The following is a 17323-nucleotide window of genomic DNA, read 5'->3' as shown; positions in this document are numbered from 1 at the left end:
ATTAAAAGGAGTGATTTTTGTTATGATTTTAGAGGAAAGAAACAAATTATTAAGAAATGAATTTTACAAATTAGGAGCTGATATGAGAGAATTATCATTTCTACTTAATGTTAATTACTTAGATGTTGCTAAGTTAATTGAAGAGAATTTAAAAGATGAAGTAGATGCTTATATTACTGAAATGAATAAATATGAATTAGTTGAAGGAAAAATTTATAGAAATGGATATTCTAAAAGAACCTTATACACATTGAATGGTAAACTACAAATAAATGTCCCAAGATTAAGAAATGCTTCAAATTTTTGTTCACAAATATTAGCTAAATATAAAAGATGTGAGGAAGAATTTGAATTTCTAATCGCACATTTATTGCAACAATTTTTATCATATGAACAAACCATAGATTTAGTTGAGAAATTATTAGGTTTTAGAATAGGACATTCTATAATTGCGAGAGTTTCAAAAACTATTAAAAACAAATACGACAACGCTTATAGTTTTGACATAAATAATGATATTTATGCATTATTTATTGATGCTTCATATCATAAAGTTTTTAAATGATATAACCCATTCACTGGTGAATATTTAAATTCTTTAGAAAATGTTGAGAATCCAAGGGATTTTGTCAAACAGAGCTCAAAAATAGCCTTATACACCGCTATAGCTATAGATAAAGAAGGTAAAAAACAAGTTTTATCAATAGAAACCTCAGGTGTAGAAAGTACAGAAAATTGAACAAAATTCTTATCAGAATTAAAAAGAGAGGAATTAATGATCCTCAAGTTGTTGTTTGCGATGATTTTAGTGGAATTAATAATGTTATTAATTCAGTTTTTCCTTCATCTAAAATTCAAAAATGTGCATTTCATAAAATGACTAATGCGCTTATTACAATACCACAATCTAAAAGGTATGAAGTATCACAACTACTAAAACTAATATTTAAAGGTAAAAACAAAGATGAAGGTTATAAAAGATTTTTGGAATTTAAAAACAAATATAAAGATAAATACAGAAAAGCTGTTGCAATTATTGAAAACTCACTTGACGAGATATTCACATTTTATGATTTTCCAATAGGAATCAGGAGATATATTTACACAAACAATATTTGCGAAAATTTCCACTCAGCATTAAGAAAATATGTCAAGAAAAAAGCTCGCATCATAGTCCTAACTCCATCAAAATGTTGGCTATTGTTGCAAGCTTCAAAATAACTCGAACTTGAACAAGGAAAAGAATAATTTTCTAAGTTAAGTTCAGTATTATTATATATAATTTATTCAATTATAGTCCGATGTGATTACACAAACTTTGGACTACTACCATTTGAAACTTCATTTATTTTTTCTTCACTATCTGGTAGTAATGGTTGATTATTTTTATCTAATCCTAATGTATTAAATTCAAACATTTTAACAGAACCATAATCGAGTGCGGCATAAGGATATTGTCCATTTGACATTAAATAGTTTTTATTACCAACAAATTTAGTTTTGCTTTTATCTAATTCATCAATAGCATTTTTAATTTTTATAGCTAACTGATATGAATCTTTTGATTCACTATTAGAATTTGCTTTGAGGAATTCATTATAATTAAAATCGTATTCAATTACAGCAAAATCAGTGTAATATCTTCTGCTATAATGTTGTGATGTTTCTTGGTCCATGAAATTATGCGCTAAATAAAATGAACGTGGTCAATTATCTTTGCTAAGTCTTTTGTAAGCGTATTTTTTTGATGCAGTATCATCTCATTGCAGTTTTGAACCTAATCTAATATTGGTGATTTGTTTTGTTCTATTAGGTTGTTTATATTCTTCTAAATCTTTATCGGAATATAGCTCGATAGCAACATGATAGTTAGTTACAAAAAATAATTTGAAATTTCCTTCTGATATTTTATGGTAGTCAAATAATCAAATAGTTCCAGCAGTATTGCTTCCATCATCATAATCTGAAATTAAAGTAAATGTTCTATTAAAAATTGAATTAATGTAATCTTTATTATTTCTTAGCATTTGATCTTTAGATGTTGAACTAGGATCAAATGCTTTTAATTCAGGGTGGTTTTGGTAATAAAGCTTAATTTGTTCTGGTGATAATATTTTATTTTCTTTTAGTCAGTTTTGATATTGTGTTTTTATTGAGCTTAATTCATCGCTATACTTAGTTATAAGACGTTAGGTTGACTAATATCATTTAAGCTGTTTAATGCTTGCACATTGGTTTTTAAGGTGTTTATAACCGCATTATTTTCTTGTATAAATTTGCTATTAGCCGTTAAAACAAAGCTATCAATTTCACTTAATAATTGGGTTATTTTTGTTTTGAATTCTTTTGCTTTTTGAAATTCTTGATATTTAGTTTTTAATTCATTAAATTGTTTATTTATATTTTGTAAAGTTGTTTCAAGCTGTTTTGGGGAATTGTTTAAATTATCAATTTGTAAAAGAGTACTTTTAATGTTGTTTATTAAATCATGATTAGAAACTAAAAATTCAGCATCAGCAGAATTAATAAAATCATTCACTTCTATGGTAAGGCCTTGGAATTTTTGCTTAATTTCATTTTTTGCTTCTTGATTTGATTTTAATCATAGATTGTACTTATTCTTTAATAAGTTAAATTTTTCTGTATAGTTATTTAATTTTTCTTTAGCATCATTAATATTACTTGCAAGAGTATTTAATAACTGCAATATATCTTGTTGTAAGTTAGATATTTCTTCCTTATATTGTAAATAAAATTCTTGATTTAAAGATGAATTAAATTCGTTTACAAGATTTAATAATTTTTCAGTTTGTTTTTTAAAATGCTTTTGGTTAGTGTAATTTGAATATTCTGCTTTTAATGATTCAAAATTTTGTTGGATTTCTTGAAGGTTGTTTTGTAGTGTACTCCATTGTATTTTGCTATTTTTAGATTCATTAAAAAGAGTATTTAAAGTTGTGAATTTGGCTTTATTTAAGTTGTCAAACTCTTCATCAGTTTCTAATGTAAAATTGATGAAATCTGTATTTAATGATTGAAATTTCTTTTGTAAACTATTTATATAATCTTCTTTAATTTTAGAAAATTCACTGCTATATGTCTTAAATAAAACCATGTCTAATTGGTTTTGTTTCAGTAAATTATTAGTTTTTGAAATTATCCCATCTATCTTAGTTTTATTTTGGAATATGTATGTTTTATCTGCTTGTTGTAAAAAATTGTTTATATCATTTAATAGTTTTTCTATTTTATTAGTGTTTATTTTTTGATTTGCATCATAATATAAATATTTGGATACAATTTCGGCGTATTTTGAATTTAGTTCATATTCTAAATTGCTGATTTGATGATAATTTAACTTTTGTTCAGTAATAGTTTTTTGTATTTGGTTTAAAATATCATTAATTTCTTGTTCATATTTACTTAAGAAATCAGGTGAATATTCCTTTTTCATATCAGAAAATTTAATCGATAATTCTTTTAAATTATTAATTGTGTTCTGGTAATCTTTTTGATTGTACTTATTTTGCTTTTTGATATTCATAATAGTAAAAGCTGTAGAACCAGCTGTTACTATTATTGTTAAACAAACACTACTTAAAATTAGTCATTTTTTATTTTTCATAGCTTAAATTATATTGATTTTTTGTCTCTTTAGGAATAAAAAACAAAACATCAAATTCATAATTTATTGTCATGAAATTGATGTTTGTTATGTGTTTATGTTATTTTGGATTTCGTGATAGTCATTCTGAATCTTAGATATTAATTCAGAATTTTGCATTAATAATGGTTTTTCATCATAATTAAATGCGAATAAGAAGTAATATATCTTTTCAATTTCAGCTTCTGTAGCGCCTGTATGTTTTCAATATCTATAATGAAATATCATTTTTACATTGTCATCTGATATTGTGTGATTTTTCCAAGTAAATTCTCCTGTATATTTAAAATTAATTTTAATTTTATTGCGATGTTGTTTAACATCATTATTTTTATAACTATATAGTTCAATTAAATTTTTTCCTTCTTTTATTTCAGGAATTACAAGTTCTTTTTTCTTAAAAATTGGGCGAGCTATTAAAAGCTGTTTTAATAATCAAAGTGGTATTATGCATGGTGCAAACATCATAGCGTTTAAACCGTTCATAAAACCTTGATATGAAGCTATGATACAACTAATGGATTGAAAAGTTGTATATATAAAGAAATATAAGAAAGAAAATGTAGTGAACCCCAAAATTTGTACCTTCATTCAATAACGGGTGCAAATGTATATGAAAAAACAAATGATTATTCAAAATATGTTTGAATTTAAGGAATTTAAACTCAAATTATGTGAATTCATAAAAAGCGTAAACTGAAAAATCCCATGATTTATTATTATGTGAATTACTATTTAAAATCAAAAACAATTGATGATTATTTACATTCTGTTTCGATTAAAGATTATGATGAATGAGTTATTGATGAAGAAATCGATAAGATTATTCATCATGAAAAAACAATTTTTCAATCTTGTGTAGATTTGAATTTATCAACTCATATTAGTATTGCAATGAAAGTTGTTGCTAAAAAGAAAAATTACTATAATTTAATTATGAGTAAAGAAAACAAAAACAAAGAAAAAACAATCGACTTAGAATATGTTAAAAGTTTAGAAAGAAAAATTGAACTTCTAGAAGCTGAAAAAGCATATTTCGCAACTTTAGATAGGATAGTTCAAAGCCGACTGAAGCAACCGTCAAAGAAAAAGCGCAAGCAATCTTTGAAAATAAAGAAAAATTCAAATTAGTTGATTTATTTGCTGCTTCGCAAATAAGAAAATCTCATTATTACTATTGAGAAAAACATTTTTTAACTCCTATTGATAAGGATTTTGAATTAAAAGAAACAATTCAAAAGATATTTGAAGAAAGTAACAAAACTTATGGTTACAGAAGAATCACTATGGAATTACACAACAGAAGTATTAATGTAAATCATAAAAAGGTTCTAAAACTAATGAAATTACTTAATTTAGTCGTTTATAGAAGAAAACATAAGAAATATTCATCTTACAAAGGACAAATAGGACCCATTGCAGATAATTTAATCCAAAGAAATTTCATAAGCAAGAAACCTTTAGAAAAGCTTTTTACAGATATCACAGAATTTAAACTTTTTGATGATTTAAAGGTTTATTTATCTTTAGTAGTAGATGGATTTAATGGTGAAATTTTATCAGCCGCCGTTTCATTGAGTCCTAATTTACAATTAATAAAAGATACTTTTGAACCATTAATTAAAAGCAGAAATTTAAGTGGTTGCATAATTCATTCAGACCAAGGCTGACATTATCAACATAAATATTTTGTTAACTTATTAAAAGCTAACAATATTATCCAAAGTATGTCAAGAAAAGGAAATAGTCCGGATAATGGATTAGTTGAATCCTTATTTGGAACAATAAAATTGGAATTCTTTTACCCAAACAAAAACAATTTCACAAATCTTAATAATTTTGTGGAAAAATTATTTGACTATCTTGACTTTTATAACAATAAAAGAATTAAAATTAGATTGAAAGGAAAAACCCCAATTGAGTACAGAAAAGATTTTGAAAATCTAATGGTACAAAAATTAGGGGTTCAGTACAAAATAAAAAATATTTTATGTAGTTTCACTTTTATATATTTAAGTGTTAGGATTGAACCTTCGATATATTTTTCTGCATTTCCAATAATAGTTAATTTTTTTCTTGCCTCATTTTCTTTGATCATAGCAAATGTTAAAAACGAATTGAATACTTTAGGAAATTGTTTTGATATTAAATTTCAAAAAATGAAAAAGGATAAGATAAAAAGGGAAAAAGTTATATCAAAAAGCCAAAAATCTCAGTTATTTGAATACAAAATTACCTTTAATTAATATATTTATTTTATTTAAATTTTTATTCATAATCTTTCCTCTTTAAGTGTGTTATTTAATTCTAATGGATTTTTAAAATATTCTATATAAAAATATATTTTTTATTTTCATGTCTATGACATAGGGATAAATAAAAACAGCTTGCTTATGCAAACTGCTTAACAAATTTACTTGTAATTTTCAATGTATAAACTTCTTACATCGTCTATTTTACAAAGAATCAAATACTTTCATCTTGTTCATCTTTGAGTGAAGTATCATCAATATCAAAGTATGAATTCAATTCTTTAGTTTCAGCATATTTTTTGGCTTCAGTTGTATGAAGTAAAGAATTTGAATCTTCTTCTAAATCAACTTTAATTGCTTCGCCTTGAACTTGTTCTTGTACCATTTCTTCTTCAACATCTTCAATTTCAGGTTGCAAGTCTGAAATTGAATCAATTTTAGAAGTGTGTTGTGTTGTTTCAATAATTTCTGGTGTTGTATTAGCATCTACTCCACTAGCGATAATTGAAACTTTGAAGAATTGTGCATTATTATCTAATTCAACGATTTCTTGACCGATTTTGCAATCATCAATCAATCCACCTTCATTAGCTAATATTTCATGTACAGCAGAAACTGCCTTACGGATATCTTTATTTGTAACCATTTTATCATGTTGGATATTGATTAAAAGTTTTGAAGCTGATTTGATATCATGTTCGTATAAGTTTGATTCAAAAGCTTTTTTCACGGCTTTTTCAGCTCTGTTTTCACCTGAGGCTTGACCGATTCCTACTATTGTGAGTCCAGAGTCTTTTAATGTGTGTTTAATATCAGCAAAATCGATATTAATTGTACCAACACGGTTTAAAATATCATGTATTGCGAAAATAATATTTTTTAAGGTTATATTTGAAAGCTTAAGTGATTCAGCAAAAGGAACATCAGGATTTTCGTCCAATAATTTTTCGTTTGATAAAACAATATAAGAATCAACATATTTCTTAAGTTCTTTAATACCGTCTTGAGCAACACTCATTCTTTTGTTACCTTCATAGATAAAAGGAGTTGTAACTAGACCAATTGTTAAAGCTCCATTTTCTTTAGCTATTTGGGCAATTTTAGGACTAGCACCAGTTCCAGTTCCTCCTCCGAATCCAGCTGTTATAATAACAACATCTGCATCCTTAAGAGCTTCTTTAACTTCGATTGTAGATTCATCTACAGCTTTAGATCCTAATTTAGGATCAGAACCAGCACCAAAGCCTCTATTTTCTTTTCCTAAAGCAATAGTGTGTGTACATTTAGATTTTTCTAAAGATTGAACGTCAGTATTCGCTACTATAAAATCAACATTTGGTAAATTTTCATCATACATCATGTTAACTGCATTGTTACCAGCTCCACCAACTCCTATGACCTTTAGTGAGATAGCGGTTTTATATGATGCGTTGTTTAAGTTGTGAATTTCGTTCATGAGTTTCTCCTATTTAAATAAATTAAATTTATTGATAAATCTAGTAAATGCACTATGTTTGCTTTTTTGGTGAGTGTAATCAATTTTACTTGTAACAGTATTATTTTGAACCATTTCAATTTGTTGGTTATTAGTAGCAATTACTACTTGTTCCAAGATTTTGTCGTCTAATTCAAATAATTTAAAGTTATTATTATTTGCTAGAATTGAAACGCTCATATTGTTTTTGTTGTAAAGAGAGAAAAATGTTTGTTCAATATCCTTAACCATTCAAGCAAATTGACCAGTAAATGCAATATGGTTTAGGTTATTTATTAATGGATTTTTAAAACTTAATGCGATATATTGTGATAAAGAATTAAATAGCATTGTTTTAAATTCATTGTGATATGATGCAAGTTTATTAGCATCAAATAACATTTCTTCATCCTGTGACATGTTTGTGTCGTTCTTTTGTGAATTAATTAAGTATTTAATTTTTGATAAATTACCTTGAGATGCGATATCTAAGGATTTAAAACCTTTTGCAATTTTTTTATAACTTAAAATTGCACCGTTTTTAACTACACTAAAAGCAATGTAGTTAGGTTGCAAATCAACAAGTAAGCTTGCATTTGGATTTTGCTTTAATCCGTTTGCTAAAACTTGTGTTCTAAGGAAATAATTAATTTCGCAGTTATTTAAATCGTGCTTGAAAGCAGCTTTGAAATCATTTAATTGTGCAATATTTAAATTAGTTTTAAAAATACTTAAATATTGTGTAATGTTTTGTGCGATACGATTTGAAGGAATGCTTTTATATTCCTTAATGATTTCATTGTTTTGCATCAAATAATTAATTGGAGAAGTTGTAATAAAATCTTCAATTACATTAGCTTGTTTTAAGGTTGTGTTTTTTTCATCAAACAACTTACTTAAGGTTGCTGAATCACAACTAATACTTTGACAATTTAATTTATTCACAATAATTTTTTGCTCTAAATTTTGAAATAATTCGTCATCAAAAACATAATTTAAAACAAGTTTTTCTTTTTTAATAATATCTTTGATGTTATTAATAACATCTTGATGTCATAAGATAAAATCGTTAATGTTTTCAAAGTTAATTTGTTGTTGAATTGGAAATTTTACATTTAGGTAGTTTTCGTAAGTATTTTTAATAAGTGAAAAATTACATTCGTTATTTTGAATGTGAAAATTTGCAAAATATTTACTCATAACTACCTCCAATATTAAACTAACTTCTTGATAACACGTAATTTAGCACTACGTGACCGATTATTTTCTTCAATTTCTTGTTGTGATGGTTTAACTTGTTTAACAAGGTATTTTTTTTCTTCCATCACAGGCATTTTACTTGGTATTGAACTTTTGGTGAGATTTTTAACAAAATCTTTCACCATTTTGTCTTCAAGTGAATGGAATGTGATAATGCTTAAAGTTCCATTAGGTTTTAATAAATCTAAAGCATCATCTAAAAGTTGTTTAAGAGATTCAAGTTCATTATTAACTTCAATTCTGATAGCTTGAAACACAGCTTTTGCAGGATTTTTTTGTCTTAATAAGGCTGCAGGATAGGCTGATTTAATAACATCAACTAACTGCAATGTGGTTGAAATTGGTCTAGCATTACAAATAGCTTTCGCAACTTTTTTATTAAGCTTTACATCGGCATAATCTCATAATAGCTTGGCTAATTTCTCTTCAGGATATGAATTTACCACATCATAAGCAGATAGTTGTTGTTCTTGATTCATCCGCATATCTAATTTAGCATCTTTGTTATAACTAAATCCACGTTCAGCTTGATCAATTTGAGGAGATGAAATTCCTAAGTCAGCAATAATACCATCAACTTTATATATACCTAATTCAGATAGTTTGGATTTTATATCTTTAAAATCACTTTTAACTAATTTGAAGTTATCTCTAATTGCGCTAAGACGATTATTTGATTGCTCTAAAGCATAATCATCTTTATCAAAAGCAATTAACAGACCATTTGGTATTAAGCTAAGTATTTTTGCTGAATGTCCACCCATACCAACAGTTAAATCTATATAAGTACCATTTGGTTTTATATTTAGTGAATTAACTGTTTCTTCTAGCATGACTGAATAATGTAATTTACTTTGAGACATCTTGTGATAAGAATTGGGCTAGTGAAGCCATATCTTCTACAGTAAATTGGTTGGAAATTTCATCATACTTTTCTTTAGCTCAAAGTTCAACAATTGAACCTACTCCGATAAAAAGAACTTCTTTTTGGATAGCAAGCTTTTCAATAATAGCTTTAGGCAGTGGAATTCTGTTTTGGTTATCAAGCACAACTTCGAAAGTGTTACCGAAAAGATATCTAGCTAATGTTCTTGTTTTAACATCAAATCTAGATTTATCTTCAATCATACTAATGTAAGATTGAAATCCCTTTTCGGAACGAATTTCAGCATTCCCATCAAATCCGATGGTAATGTAAAGTTTGCTTCCGAGTTCGTCTCTAAAAACAGGAGGTAATACTACTCTGTTTTTATCATCGATATTCCGTGTTTGTGATCCATACATTTTTACCACTTCCTCCCACTATCCACCATAATTCTACCATTAATTTACACGTCGTACCATAAAATCTTAAAAATTTTTAATAAATTTTTAAATTTGTGGAAAAATGTGGAAATTGCTTGCAATTTTTTTCACAAAAATTTGAGTAGGATTAAATAAAAAGCCACTAAAAAGTTGATTTTTAAGAGTTAAATTTAACTAAAAATAATTTTTTGCAAAATTTATTCAAAAAAATTGTAAAATTAATCTGTAAATAGCGGATTTTAAAATATTTTTTAATTTGTTTTCATATCACTTATAAACTTTTAATTTTAATTTTAAAAACCAGTTAAAAAATAAACGAGATTTTTTACTCAAAATAACAATAATGGGCAAAGAGTGGTAGCAACCAAATTTGCTATAAAATTGTTCTTATAATATATAATATTTAATATTTATTTAAGCAGAAAGGAATTCATGAACTGAGAAGAAAAATATTGGTACTTGCAACATAGTTTTTTATCTTGAACTGGAACAAACGGAAATGATGCAGGTAACTTAAGTATTACTTTGATTTTAATGAAACTTAATTTAGTTTTTATTGTTTTATTTGTTTTTTTGTTTTGATTATTTAAAAGACAAATTTATGCACATTGAATTAAACATCAACCTAGTGCAAAGATTCAAGAAATCTTAATTCGCAGTGTTGGGTTTTTATTACTCTTAGGAATGTTTTTACGTTCATTAAATATGGGGCTAACTTCATATCCTAGAATTTGGGAATCAATTCCATTGCATTTTTGCCGTTTAGTTGGATTGTGTATTGGGATAATATTATTACTGAATAAAACTCAATGAATGAAGTATGTTGCTGCTCCGGCTTATTTAGGAGCATTTGTAGCTTTAGCAATACCAGATGTTAAAATTGTTTTTACCCCAAATGAAACATTTAGTGCATTTGGCGAAAACTTTGTTGCTGGTCAAGATAAAATTTACCACGTAGCCTGAAATAACGTTTACTTCTATGATTTGATTGGACTACACTCATTTATGATTATTTCATCATTAGTAGTTTCAATTTTATATCCTTATAAAATGTCTAAAAAAGATGTTGTTATCCAAAGTCAAATTTTTGCAGCGTTTTTCTTAGTTAACTTCACAATTAACGCATTCACTGATGCTTTAGCACCAATTGAATGAAAATCAAATTATATGTATTGTGGAATGGATCAGTATAATGGATTTAGTAATCTACTTGGACCATTACTTCACTGACCATGATCTCTTATTACTTTAATGCTAATTGGTTTAGCATATTTCTATTTTGCAGCATGAATTTTTGACTTGCAAGATAAAATTTGTTTTAACTTCAAAAAAGGTAAAAAATTTATTGAAATAAAACCAAGTACAAAAGGTTTTATGTCTAGTTTTAAGGCAAAATAATTTGCCTTTTTTATTTTAAAAAATGCTTTTTGCTTGCTAAAATTATTGATATATGTGGTTTTTCCACTTTTTAGAAAAGAGAAAGAATAATGAAAAGAAGCAGTATAAAGAAAAAAATATTTTTAACCACTTTTGGAAGCATTCTTCCAATAACTTCATGTCTAACTTTGCTATCAGCTAACGGGAATGAAAATGACTGGAAAAAATGAGATTTAGATGATAATTTATCATATTATAACTTTGACAAAACCTTAAATGGAACTAAAGTAAATTTAGATGAGTATGCAATTTTTTCAAAGTGAATGCAAGGGGTAAATGATAAAAAAACCTTGTTTGAATTATCTCTTCCTGGAACGCATGATTCTGGAATGTGAGATGGTAGTGGATGAGCTTGAACATTTGGCTGACCAATAGCAAGAACGCAAAGTTTAAACTTTAATCAACAGCTTGCTACTGGTATTAGAGCTTTTGATATTAGACTTGATAGCGATTTAAATCTACGTCATGGTGTGACATATTCAAAAACTAATTTTCAGCAAACAATGCAAACAATGGTTGAATTTGTTAAACAAAACCCATCTGAATTTGTTATTATGCGGGTTAAAGATGAAAACTTTGATGTGCATAATCAAGCACTTGCTAAAAAAGCTAGTGATAATTACATGAAGGTAATTACTGATCCAAGCATTAATTCATATTTATTTAACCCTAAGGGTGAAGATCCTTTTAACTTAGATTTTAGTTTAAAAAATCTTAGAGGAAAAATTATCATTATAAACTTTTGACACTACTTAGTTAATCTTTCTCATATCGGTGGATTTTTATATGATGAATTTATTGATCGTAGAACCACACAACAAGACGTTTATGATAATGTAACACCGGCACAAAAAGTACAACTTTGAGATGCTATGGCGGTTAAATCTTCACAAGAACCATTTGATGAAGAATTATTTGTAAACTTTACTTCAATAGCTGGTAGTGCTAGAATGCACCCAGATAATTATGCTCAAATTATGAATCCCAATGTTATGCAATTTTTAGCTTCTGAGGAAGAAAAAATTACTAGACTTGGACTTGTTTATATGGATTTCCCTTTTGTTGGATTAAATGAAGGTATTATTAAACGTAATTATTACATGACTGATGATCAGTTGAAAAAAGGTTATGAGTTTCCGTGAAACGAAGCAATGACTCCTCCACAACACATTTGGGAAAATTCAAATGAATTTAATTTATCAGCAGATAACTTTAAAGGTTATCATATTGATGTTTTAATTGATGATGTGGTGGTTAAAAGTTTTGATTTCACTAATGGAACTAAAGAAGAAACACTAAATTTCGGAAACGACTTCTTCTTTAAGCTAGGCTCAAAAGTAAAAATTAATGCATATAAATTAACTTGGAAAAATCCTTATTATCCGCAAAGAAAATATAATGAATTTAATTTTGAAATTACTGTTGAAAAATCTACTTATACAACTGAATGGGAAATATTTAAAAAACGGGTTGAAGCGTTAAAAAATAGTTTTCAAGCTTTAGATAGCTTTTTTACCGCTTATTTAGATGAAAAATATTTAAATAAATTGAACACAATTATTCGTCCTTTACAAAGTAACGAACTAATTTTAGATGGTTTAATTAATCAATTCAAAGATGAATCTAGTGATTACAATGATTTATTAAGCAAACTAAAAGAACTTAAAAGCTTTTCGGAACTTGTTGACACTAATGAATTTAATAACGAACAATTAAAAGATAGTTTAAAAAATGCTTATAAGATATTTAATCAATTTGAAGCTGAAAAAGTTAATAATAATGAATTTAACTTAAAACAAGCAATTGAAACGATAACATCTTTTCAAACAACATTAGAACAAATTATTGATTTAAATTCTAGAATCAAAGATATTAATTCAATCTCAGAACAAATAGCGCAACAAAATCCTGATTATTTAAATTTAGGATTACAAGATAAAATTAATTCTTGAAATATCCAAGATTTTGCTTCAGCAGCTAATAGTGTTTTCGAAAACTTACCAAATAATTTTGAAGTTTTAAATCAAATTCAAAGTGAAATTGAAACTATAGAAAATTCTCAAGCACAAGTTGAACAAAATATTGCTGAATTAAATAAAATTAAATCTGAAAATAACTTAAATTGAGACACATTCAAAATTTTTAGTGATGATATAACAGAAACATTTCAATCTTATAATTATGATAAATTAAAACAAGATATTAAACTTTATTTTGAATTATTGGAATTAAAAAAACAAGTACAGCAATATCTAGATAACATTAATGTGACAAAACAAGATTTAATGTTTAATAGACAACCTTTACAATCTCAAGAAACATTTAATGCTTTAGTTGAAACATTGCAAAACACATTAAATAATTCACAAAAACCTTTGGATTATGATGGATTGCAAAAAGCCTTTGATGATGTTAAAAATGAACAAATAACCCTAGAGCATAATAAAGAAAGTTATTTAAATAAAGTTAAATCTCTTGATAATTATTTAATTTCTAATAAACAAAAGGAAATATTAAAAGACAAGATTACACAAACTAATGATATAACTTCACCAGAAATTGATAATTATCTTGATATAGCTAAAGAAATTGAGAAACTTAATTTAAATGATTGAGTGAAAACTGTATCTAAAAAAGAATTAAATCCAACTATTTTACAACTAGCTAACACTACATTGGATTCAATCGATATTGAACAAATCAAAAAGATTCAAAATCAAGTTCAAGATTTATTTAGTCCTTTTGCAGAATTAAAAGCGTTGGTTGCAAAATATAATTCATATCAAGACAAAGATTATTATCCTTATTTAAGTCCTGAGATTCAAGAGCAATTTAATGCACAATATACTAATGCAAAAAATGTACTTAATAATTCAAAAGATATTCAACAATTTAAACAAGCAAATGAGCAATTAAACCAATGAGATAGCATTATTAATTCAATTCTTAAACAAGAAGAAAATAAATTAGTTCAAGAATTGAATTCTTCAGATATTTTTAACTATGAAAAAACTTTAATTAAAAAAGATATAGATGAATTAACGTTCAAAAACATTTCAAACATAAAACAAGCAATTAATCTAGCTAAGGAACATTATGCTAATGTAGTTAATTCATTTAACCAACTTAAGCAAAAATCTGCAGTAATTGATTTTCTAAATCAATCCAATGATTTAGATGAGTTTAATGCTAGAAGAAAGCGAGCTGATGATCTAAAAGATATAATTTTAGATATACTAAAACGAAAAGAGGATTTAAATAATACATATGATATTTATTATCCTACAGCAAATAAAGTAGACCAAGATAACTACAACACAGCTAAAAAAGTATTGGATAATTTACTTCAAACCAGTATAAATGCTCCAGAAATTTCTCGAGCTTTTAATAATTATATTCAAGCTGGAAATAAGCTAGATAATCGTGGTGAATTAGTTGCTCAAATAGTTAATATTAATTCAGAGATTGATAAAAAGCTTAATGATGATGAATTAAAAAATAATGTATTTTATGCTGAAGTGGTTAAAAAATACTTAGCAAGTAGAATTAAATTAGATGTGCAGCAACTTAGTCAATATTCATATACTAAATTAGAAAGCTTATTAAATGAAATATCTAAATACCTTTTAAACCTAGATACAAGCATTCAAGAGTCAATTAAGCAATGAAATAATTATCGTGCATTTTATAATTCATTTATCTTTAATGTTAAAAATAAAGATATTTTACCTAATCTTGTAACTGAAAAAGATTTAATTTCTAATCAATCTCAAGAAGGCTTTGAAATTAAGGATATAGTTTTAAAACCAAATAATACTGATGGTAATTTAAGCATTGAATATCAAATATCTTATAATGGATATTCAGAGTATAAAGGTCAAATTATAAGTGGATTTTTAACTACTGCTCAAGTACAAATGCGTTTAAATCTTGAAGAATTATTAAAACAAATTAAAGCTTTAGAAATACCTAAAATCAACAATGAATATGTAACTAAGTTGCAGAATCAACAACAAGAACAAATTGAAAAATTACAAAATGCTGATAACTTAGATTTTAATCAACAAGAAGCTTTATATAAACAAGCCAGTGATTTTAAGGATTTCTTAATAAAACAAATTCAATATTTAATCCAACTGATAGTTCAATATAATGAATTAGACCGTGTTTATATAGAAAAAAGAGCTGAAATTAATAATGTACTGAACCCCTAATTTTGTACCATTAGATTTTCAAAATCTTTTCTGTACTCAATTGGGTTTTTCCTTTCAATCTAATTTTAATTCTTTTATTGTTATAAAAGTCAAGATAGTCAAATAATTTTTCCACAAAATTATTAAGATTTGTGAAATTGTTTTTGTTTGGGTAAAAGAATTCCAATTTTATTGTTCCAAATAAGGATTTAACTAATCCATTATCCGGACTATTTCCTTTTCTTGACATACTTTGGATAATATTGTTAGCTTTTAATAAGTTAACAAAATATTTATGTTGATAATGTCAGCCTTGGTCTGAATGAATTATGCAACCACTTAAATTTCTGCTTTTAATTAATGGTTCAAAAGTATCTTTTATTAATTGTAAATTAGGAACTCAATGAAACGGCGGCTGATAAAAAATTTCACCATTAAATCCATCTACTACTAAAGATAAATAAACCTTTAAATCATCAAAAAGTTTAAATTCTGTGATATCTGTAAAAAGCTTTTCTAAAGGTTTCTTGCTTATGAAATTTCTTTGGATTAAATTATCTGCAATCGGTCCTATTTGTCCTTTGTAAGATGAATATTTCTTATGTTTTCTTCTATAAACGACTAAATTAAGTAATTTCATTAGTTTTAGAACCTTTTTATGATTTACATTAATACTTCTGTTGTGTAATTCCATAGTGATTCTTCTGTAACCATAAGTTTTGTTACTTTCTTCAAATATCTTTTGAATTGTTTCTTTTAATTCAAAATCCTTATCAATAGGAGTTAAAAAATGTTTTTCTCAATAGTAATAATGAGATTTTCTTATTTGCGAAGCAGCAAATAAATCAACTAATTTGAATTTTTCTTTATTTTCAAAGATTGCTTGCGCTTTTTCTTTGACGGTTGCTTCAGTCGGCTTTGAACTATCCTATCTAAAGTTGCGAAATATGCTTTTTCAGCTTCTAGAAGTTCAATTTTTCTTTCTAAACTTTTAACATATTCTAAGTCGATTGTTTTTTCTTTGTTTTTGTTTTCTTTACTCATAATTAAATTATAGTAATTTTTCTTTTTAGCAACAACTTTCATTGCAATACTAATATGAGTTGATAAATTCAAATCTACACAAGATTGAAAAATTGTTTTTTCATGATGAATAATCTTATCGATTTCTTCATCAATAACTCATTCATCATAATCTTTAATCGAAACAGAATGTAAATAATCATCAATTGTTTTTGATTTTAAATAGTAATTCACATAATAATAAATCATGGGATTTTTCAGTTTACGCTTTTTATGAATTCACATAATTTGAGTTTAAATTCCTTAAATTCAAACATATTTTGAATAATCATTTGTTTTTTCATATACATTTGCACCCGTTATTGAATGAAGGTACAAATTTTGGGGTTCACTACATAATTCCAAATATCTAAGCGATCAACAAAAGCAAGAATTAATAAATCAAATTCAACAATGAAAACAAGAAGGAATGGATTCAATTAAGCTTGAAACAATTTTAAGCGAAATAAATAATATTAAAAATATTTCTCTCACTGAACAACCAATTCATAAACCTCAAATATCTACTGATAAAACTAATAATTCAAATCATAATTTAAATTATTTATACTTCTTGTTTTTAATCCCTATTATTGGAATTATAATTTTCTTTATTGTTTATAAACGCAAGAAAGATCGTGCTAAGTAGCATGATTTTTTTGTCAATCAAAAACGC

Annotated in this window: 14 protein-coding genes and 1 pseudogene; 6 read left to right on the top strand and 9 right to left on the bottom strand. The window is 26.1% G+C overall.

What is annotated here, in order from left to right; all coding sequences use genetic code 4:
* Window positions 1–22 precede the first annotated feature (22 nt).
* Window positions 23–1256, top strand: a pseudogene (locus Q8852_RS04570) (IS256 family transposase).
* 51 nt (window positions 1257–1307) lie between these two features.
* Here the strand turns inward: Q8852_RS04570 and Q8852_RS02530 are convergent.
* The 3 genes from Q8852_RS02530 to Q8852_RS02520 form a co-directional block, all read right to left on the bottom strand.
* The gene (locus tag Q8852_RS02530) at window positions 1308–2027 is read right to left on the bottom strand and encodes a DUF31 family putative serine protease (protein WP_305937615.1); all 720 of its coding nucleotides are present in this window, start codon (window positions 2025–2027) and stop codon (window positions 1308–1310) included.
* A gap of 152 nt (window positions 2028–2179) precedes the next feature.
* On the bottom strand, window positions 2180–3625 hold the full coding sequence (locus Q8852_RS02525) for a coiled-coil domain-containing protein (RefSeq protein WP_305937614.1): 1446 nt from the start codon (window positions 3623–3625) through the stop codon (window positions 2180–2182).
* 87 nt (window positions 3626–3712) lie between these two features.
* Complete coding sequence (locus Q8852_RS02520; protein WP_305937613.1) at window positions 3713–4150, bottom strand: hypothetical protein; 438 nt, start codon at window positions 4148–4150, stop codon at window positions 3713–3715.
* A 186-nt stretch (window positions 4151–4336) separates the two neighbouring features.
* Here Q8852_RS02520 and Q8852_RS02515 point away from each other — a divergent pair, with 186 nt between their 5' ends.
* Together Q8852_RS02515 and Q8852_RS02510 are read left to right on the top strand one after the other, a co-directional pair.
* Complete coding sequence (locus Q8852_RS02515) at window positions 4337–4795, top strand: hypothetical protein (RefSeq protein WP_305937606.1); 459 nt, start codon at window positions 4337–4339, stop codon at window positions 4793–4795.
* The gene (locus Q8852_RS02510; protein ID WP_369810279.1) at window positions 4765–5910 is read left to right on the top strand and encodes an IS3 family transposase; all 1146 of its coding nucleotides are present in this window, start codon (window positions 4765–4767) and stop codon (window positions 5908–5910) included. Before Q8852_RS02515 ends, Q8852_RS02510 begins: the two co-directional genes overlap by 31 nt.
* 205 nt (window positions 5911–6115) lie before the next feature.
* On the opposite strand, the gene Q8852_RS02505 is transcribed toward Q8852_RS02510, so the two are convergent.
* From Q8852_RS02505 to Q8852_RS02490, 4 genes are read right to left on the bottom strand one after another with little or no spacing between them, the layout of a single operon-like run.
* Window positions 6116–7372, bottom strand: coding sequence for a cell division protein FtsZ (locus Q8852_RS02505; RefSeq protein WP_305937612.1), 1257 nt, complete (start codon window positions 7370–7372; stop codon window positions 6116–6118).
* A 9-nt stretch (window positions 7373–7381) separates the two neighbouring features.
* The gene (locus tag Q8852_RS02500) at window positions 7382–8590 is read right to left on the bottom strand and encodes an MAG3720 family protein (RefSeq protein WP_305937611.1); all 1209 of its coding nucleotides are present in this window, start codon (window positions 8588–8590) and stop codon (window positions 7382–7384) included.
* 14 nt (window positions 8591–8604) lie between these two features.
* Window positions 8605–9513 carry a 16S rRNA (cytosine(1402)-N(4))-methyltransferase RsmH gene (rsmH, locus tag Q8852_RS02495; protein WP_305937610.1) on the bottom strand — a complete coding sequence of 303 codons (909 nt, stop codon included), beginning with the start codon at window positions 9511–9513 and terminating at the stop codon, window positions 8605–8607.
* Window positions 9500–9934, bottom strand: a complete 435-nt coding sequence (locus tag Q8852_RS02490) for an MraZ-related protein (protein ID WP_305937609.1) — start codon at window positions 9932–9934, stop codon at window positions 9500–9502. Before Q8852_RS02490 ends, rsmH begins: the two co-directional genes overlap by 14 nt.
* A gap of 453 nt (window positions 9935–10387) precedes the next feature.
* On the opposite strand from Q8852_RS02490, the gene Q8852_RS02485 reads away from it, so the two are divergent.
* Together Q8852_RS02485 and Q8852_RS02480 are read left to right on the top strand one after the other, a co-directional pair.
* A complete protein-coding gene (locus tag Q8852_RS02485) occupies window positions 10388–11353 on the top strand; it encodes a TMEM164 family acyltransferase (RefSeq protein ID WP_305937608.1) in 966 nt (321 codons plus the stop codon).
* An 89-nt stretch (window positions 11354–11442) separates the two neighbouring features.
* On the top strand, window positions 11443–15606 hold the full coding sequence (locus tag Q8852_RS02480; RefSeq protein ID WP_305937607.1) for a lipoprotein 17-related variable surface protein: 4164 nt from the start codon (window positions 11443–11445) through the stop codon (window positions 15604–15606).
* Between the two features lie 10 nt (window positions 15607–15616).
* Here the strand turns inward: Q8852_RS02480 and Q8852_RS02475 are convergent, their stop codons facing one another.
* Window positions 15617–16429, bottom strand: coding sequence for an IS3 family transposase (locus Q8852_RS02475; protein ID WP_305938403.1), 813 nt, complete (start codon window positions 16427–16429; stop codon window positions 15617–15619).
* A gap of 5 nt (window positions 16430–16434) precedes the next feature.
* Window positions 16435–16893, bottom strand: a complete 459-nt coding sequence (locus tag Q8852_RS02470; RefSeq protein WP_305937606.1) for a hypothetical protein — start codon at window positions 16891–16893, stop codon at window positions 16435–16437.
* 184 nt (window positions 16894–17077) lie between these two features.
* Here Q8852_RS02470 and Q8852_RS02465 point away from each other — a divergent pair, with 184 nt between their 5' ends.
* Window positions 17078–17296 carry a hypothetical protein gene (locus tag Q8852_RS02465; protein WP_305937605.1) on the top strand — a complete coding sequence of 73 codons (219 nt, stop codon included), beginning with the start codon at window positions 17078–17080 and terminating at the stop codon, window positions 17294–17296.
* Window positions 17297–17323: the final 27 nt, after the last annotated feature.

Source organism: Mycoplasma seminis (assembly GCF_030718845.1).
Taxonomy (GTDB): Bacteria; Bacillota_I; Bacilli_A; order Mycoplasmatales; family Metamycoplasmataceae; genus Mycoplasmopsis; species Mycoplasmopsis seminis.
Note: the sequence above shows the minus strand (reverse complement) of the source record. Positions and strands in the feature narration are given on the sequence as shown.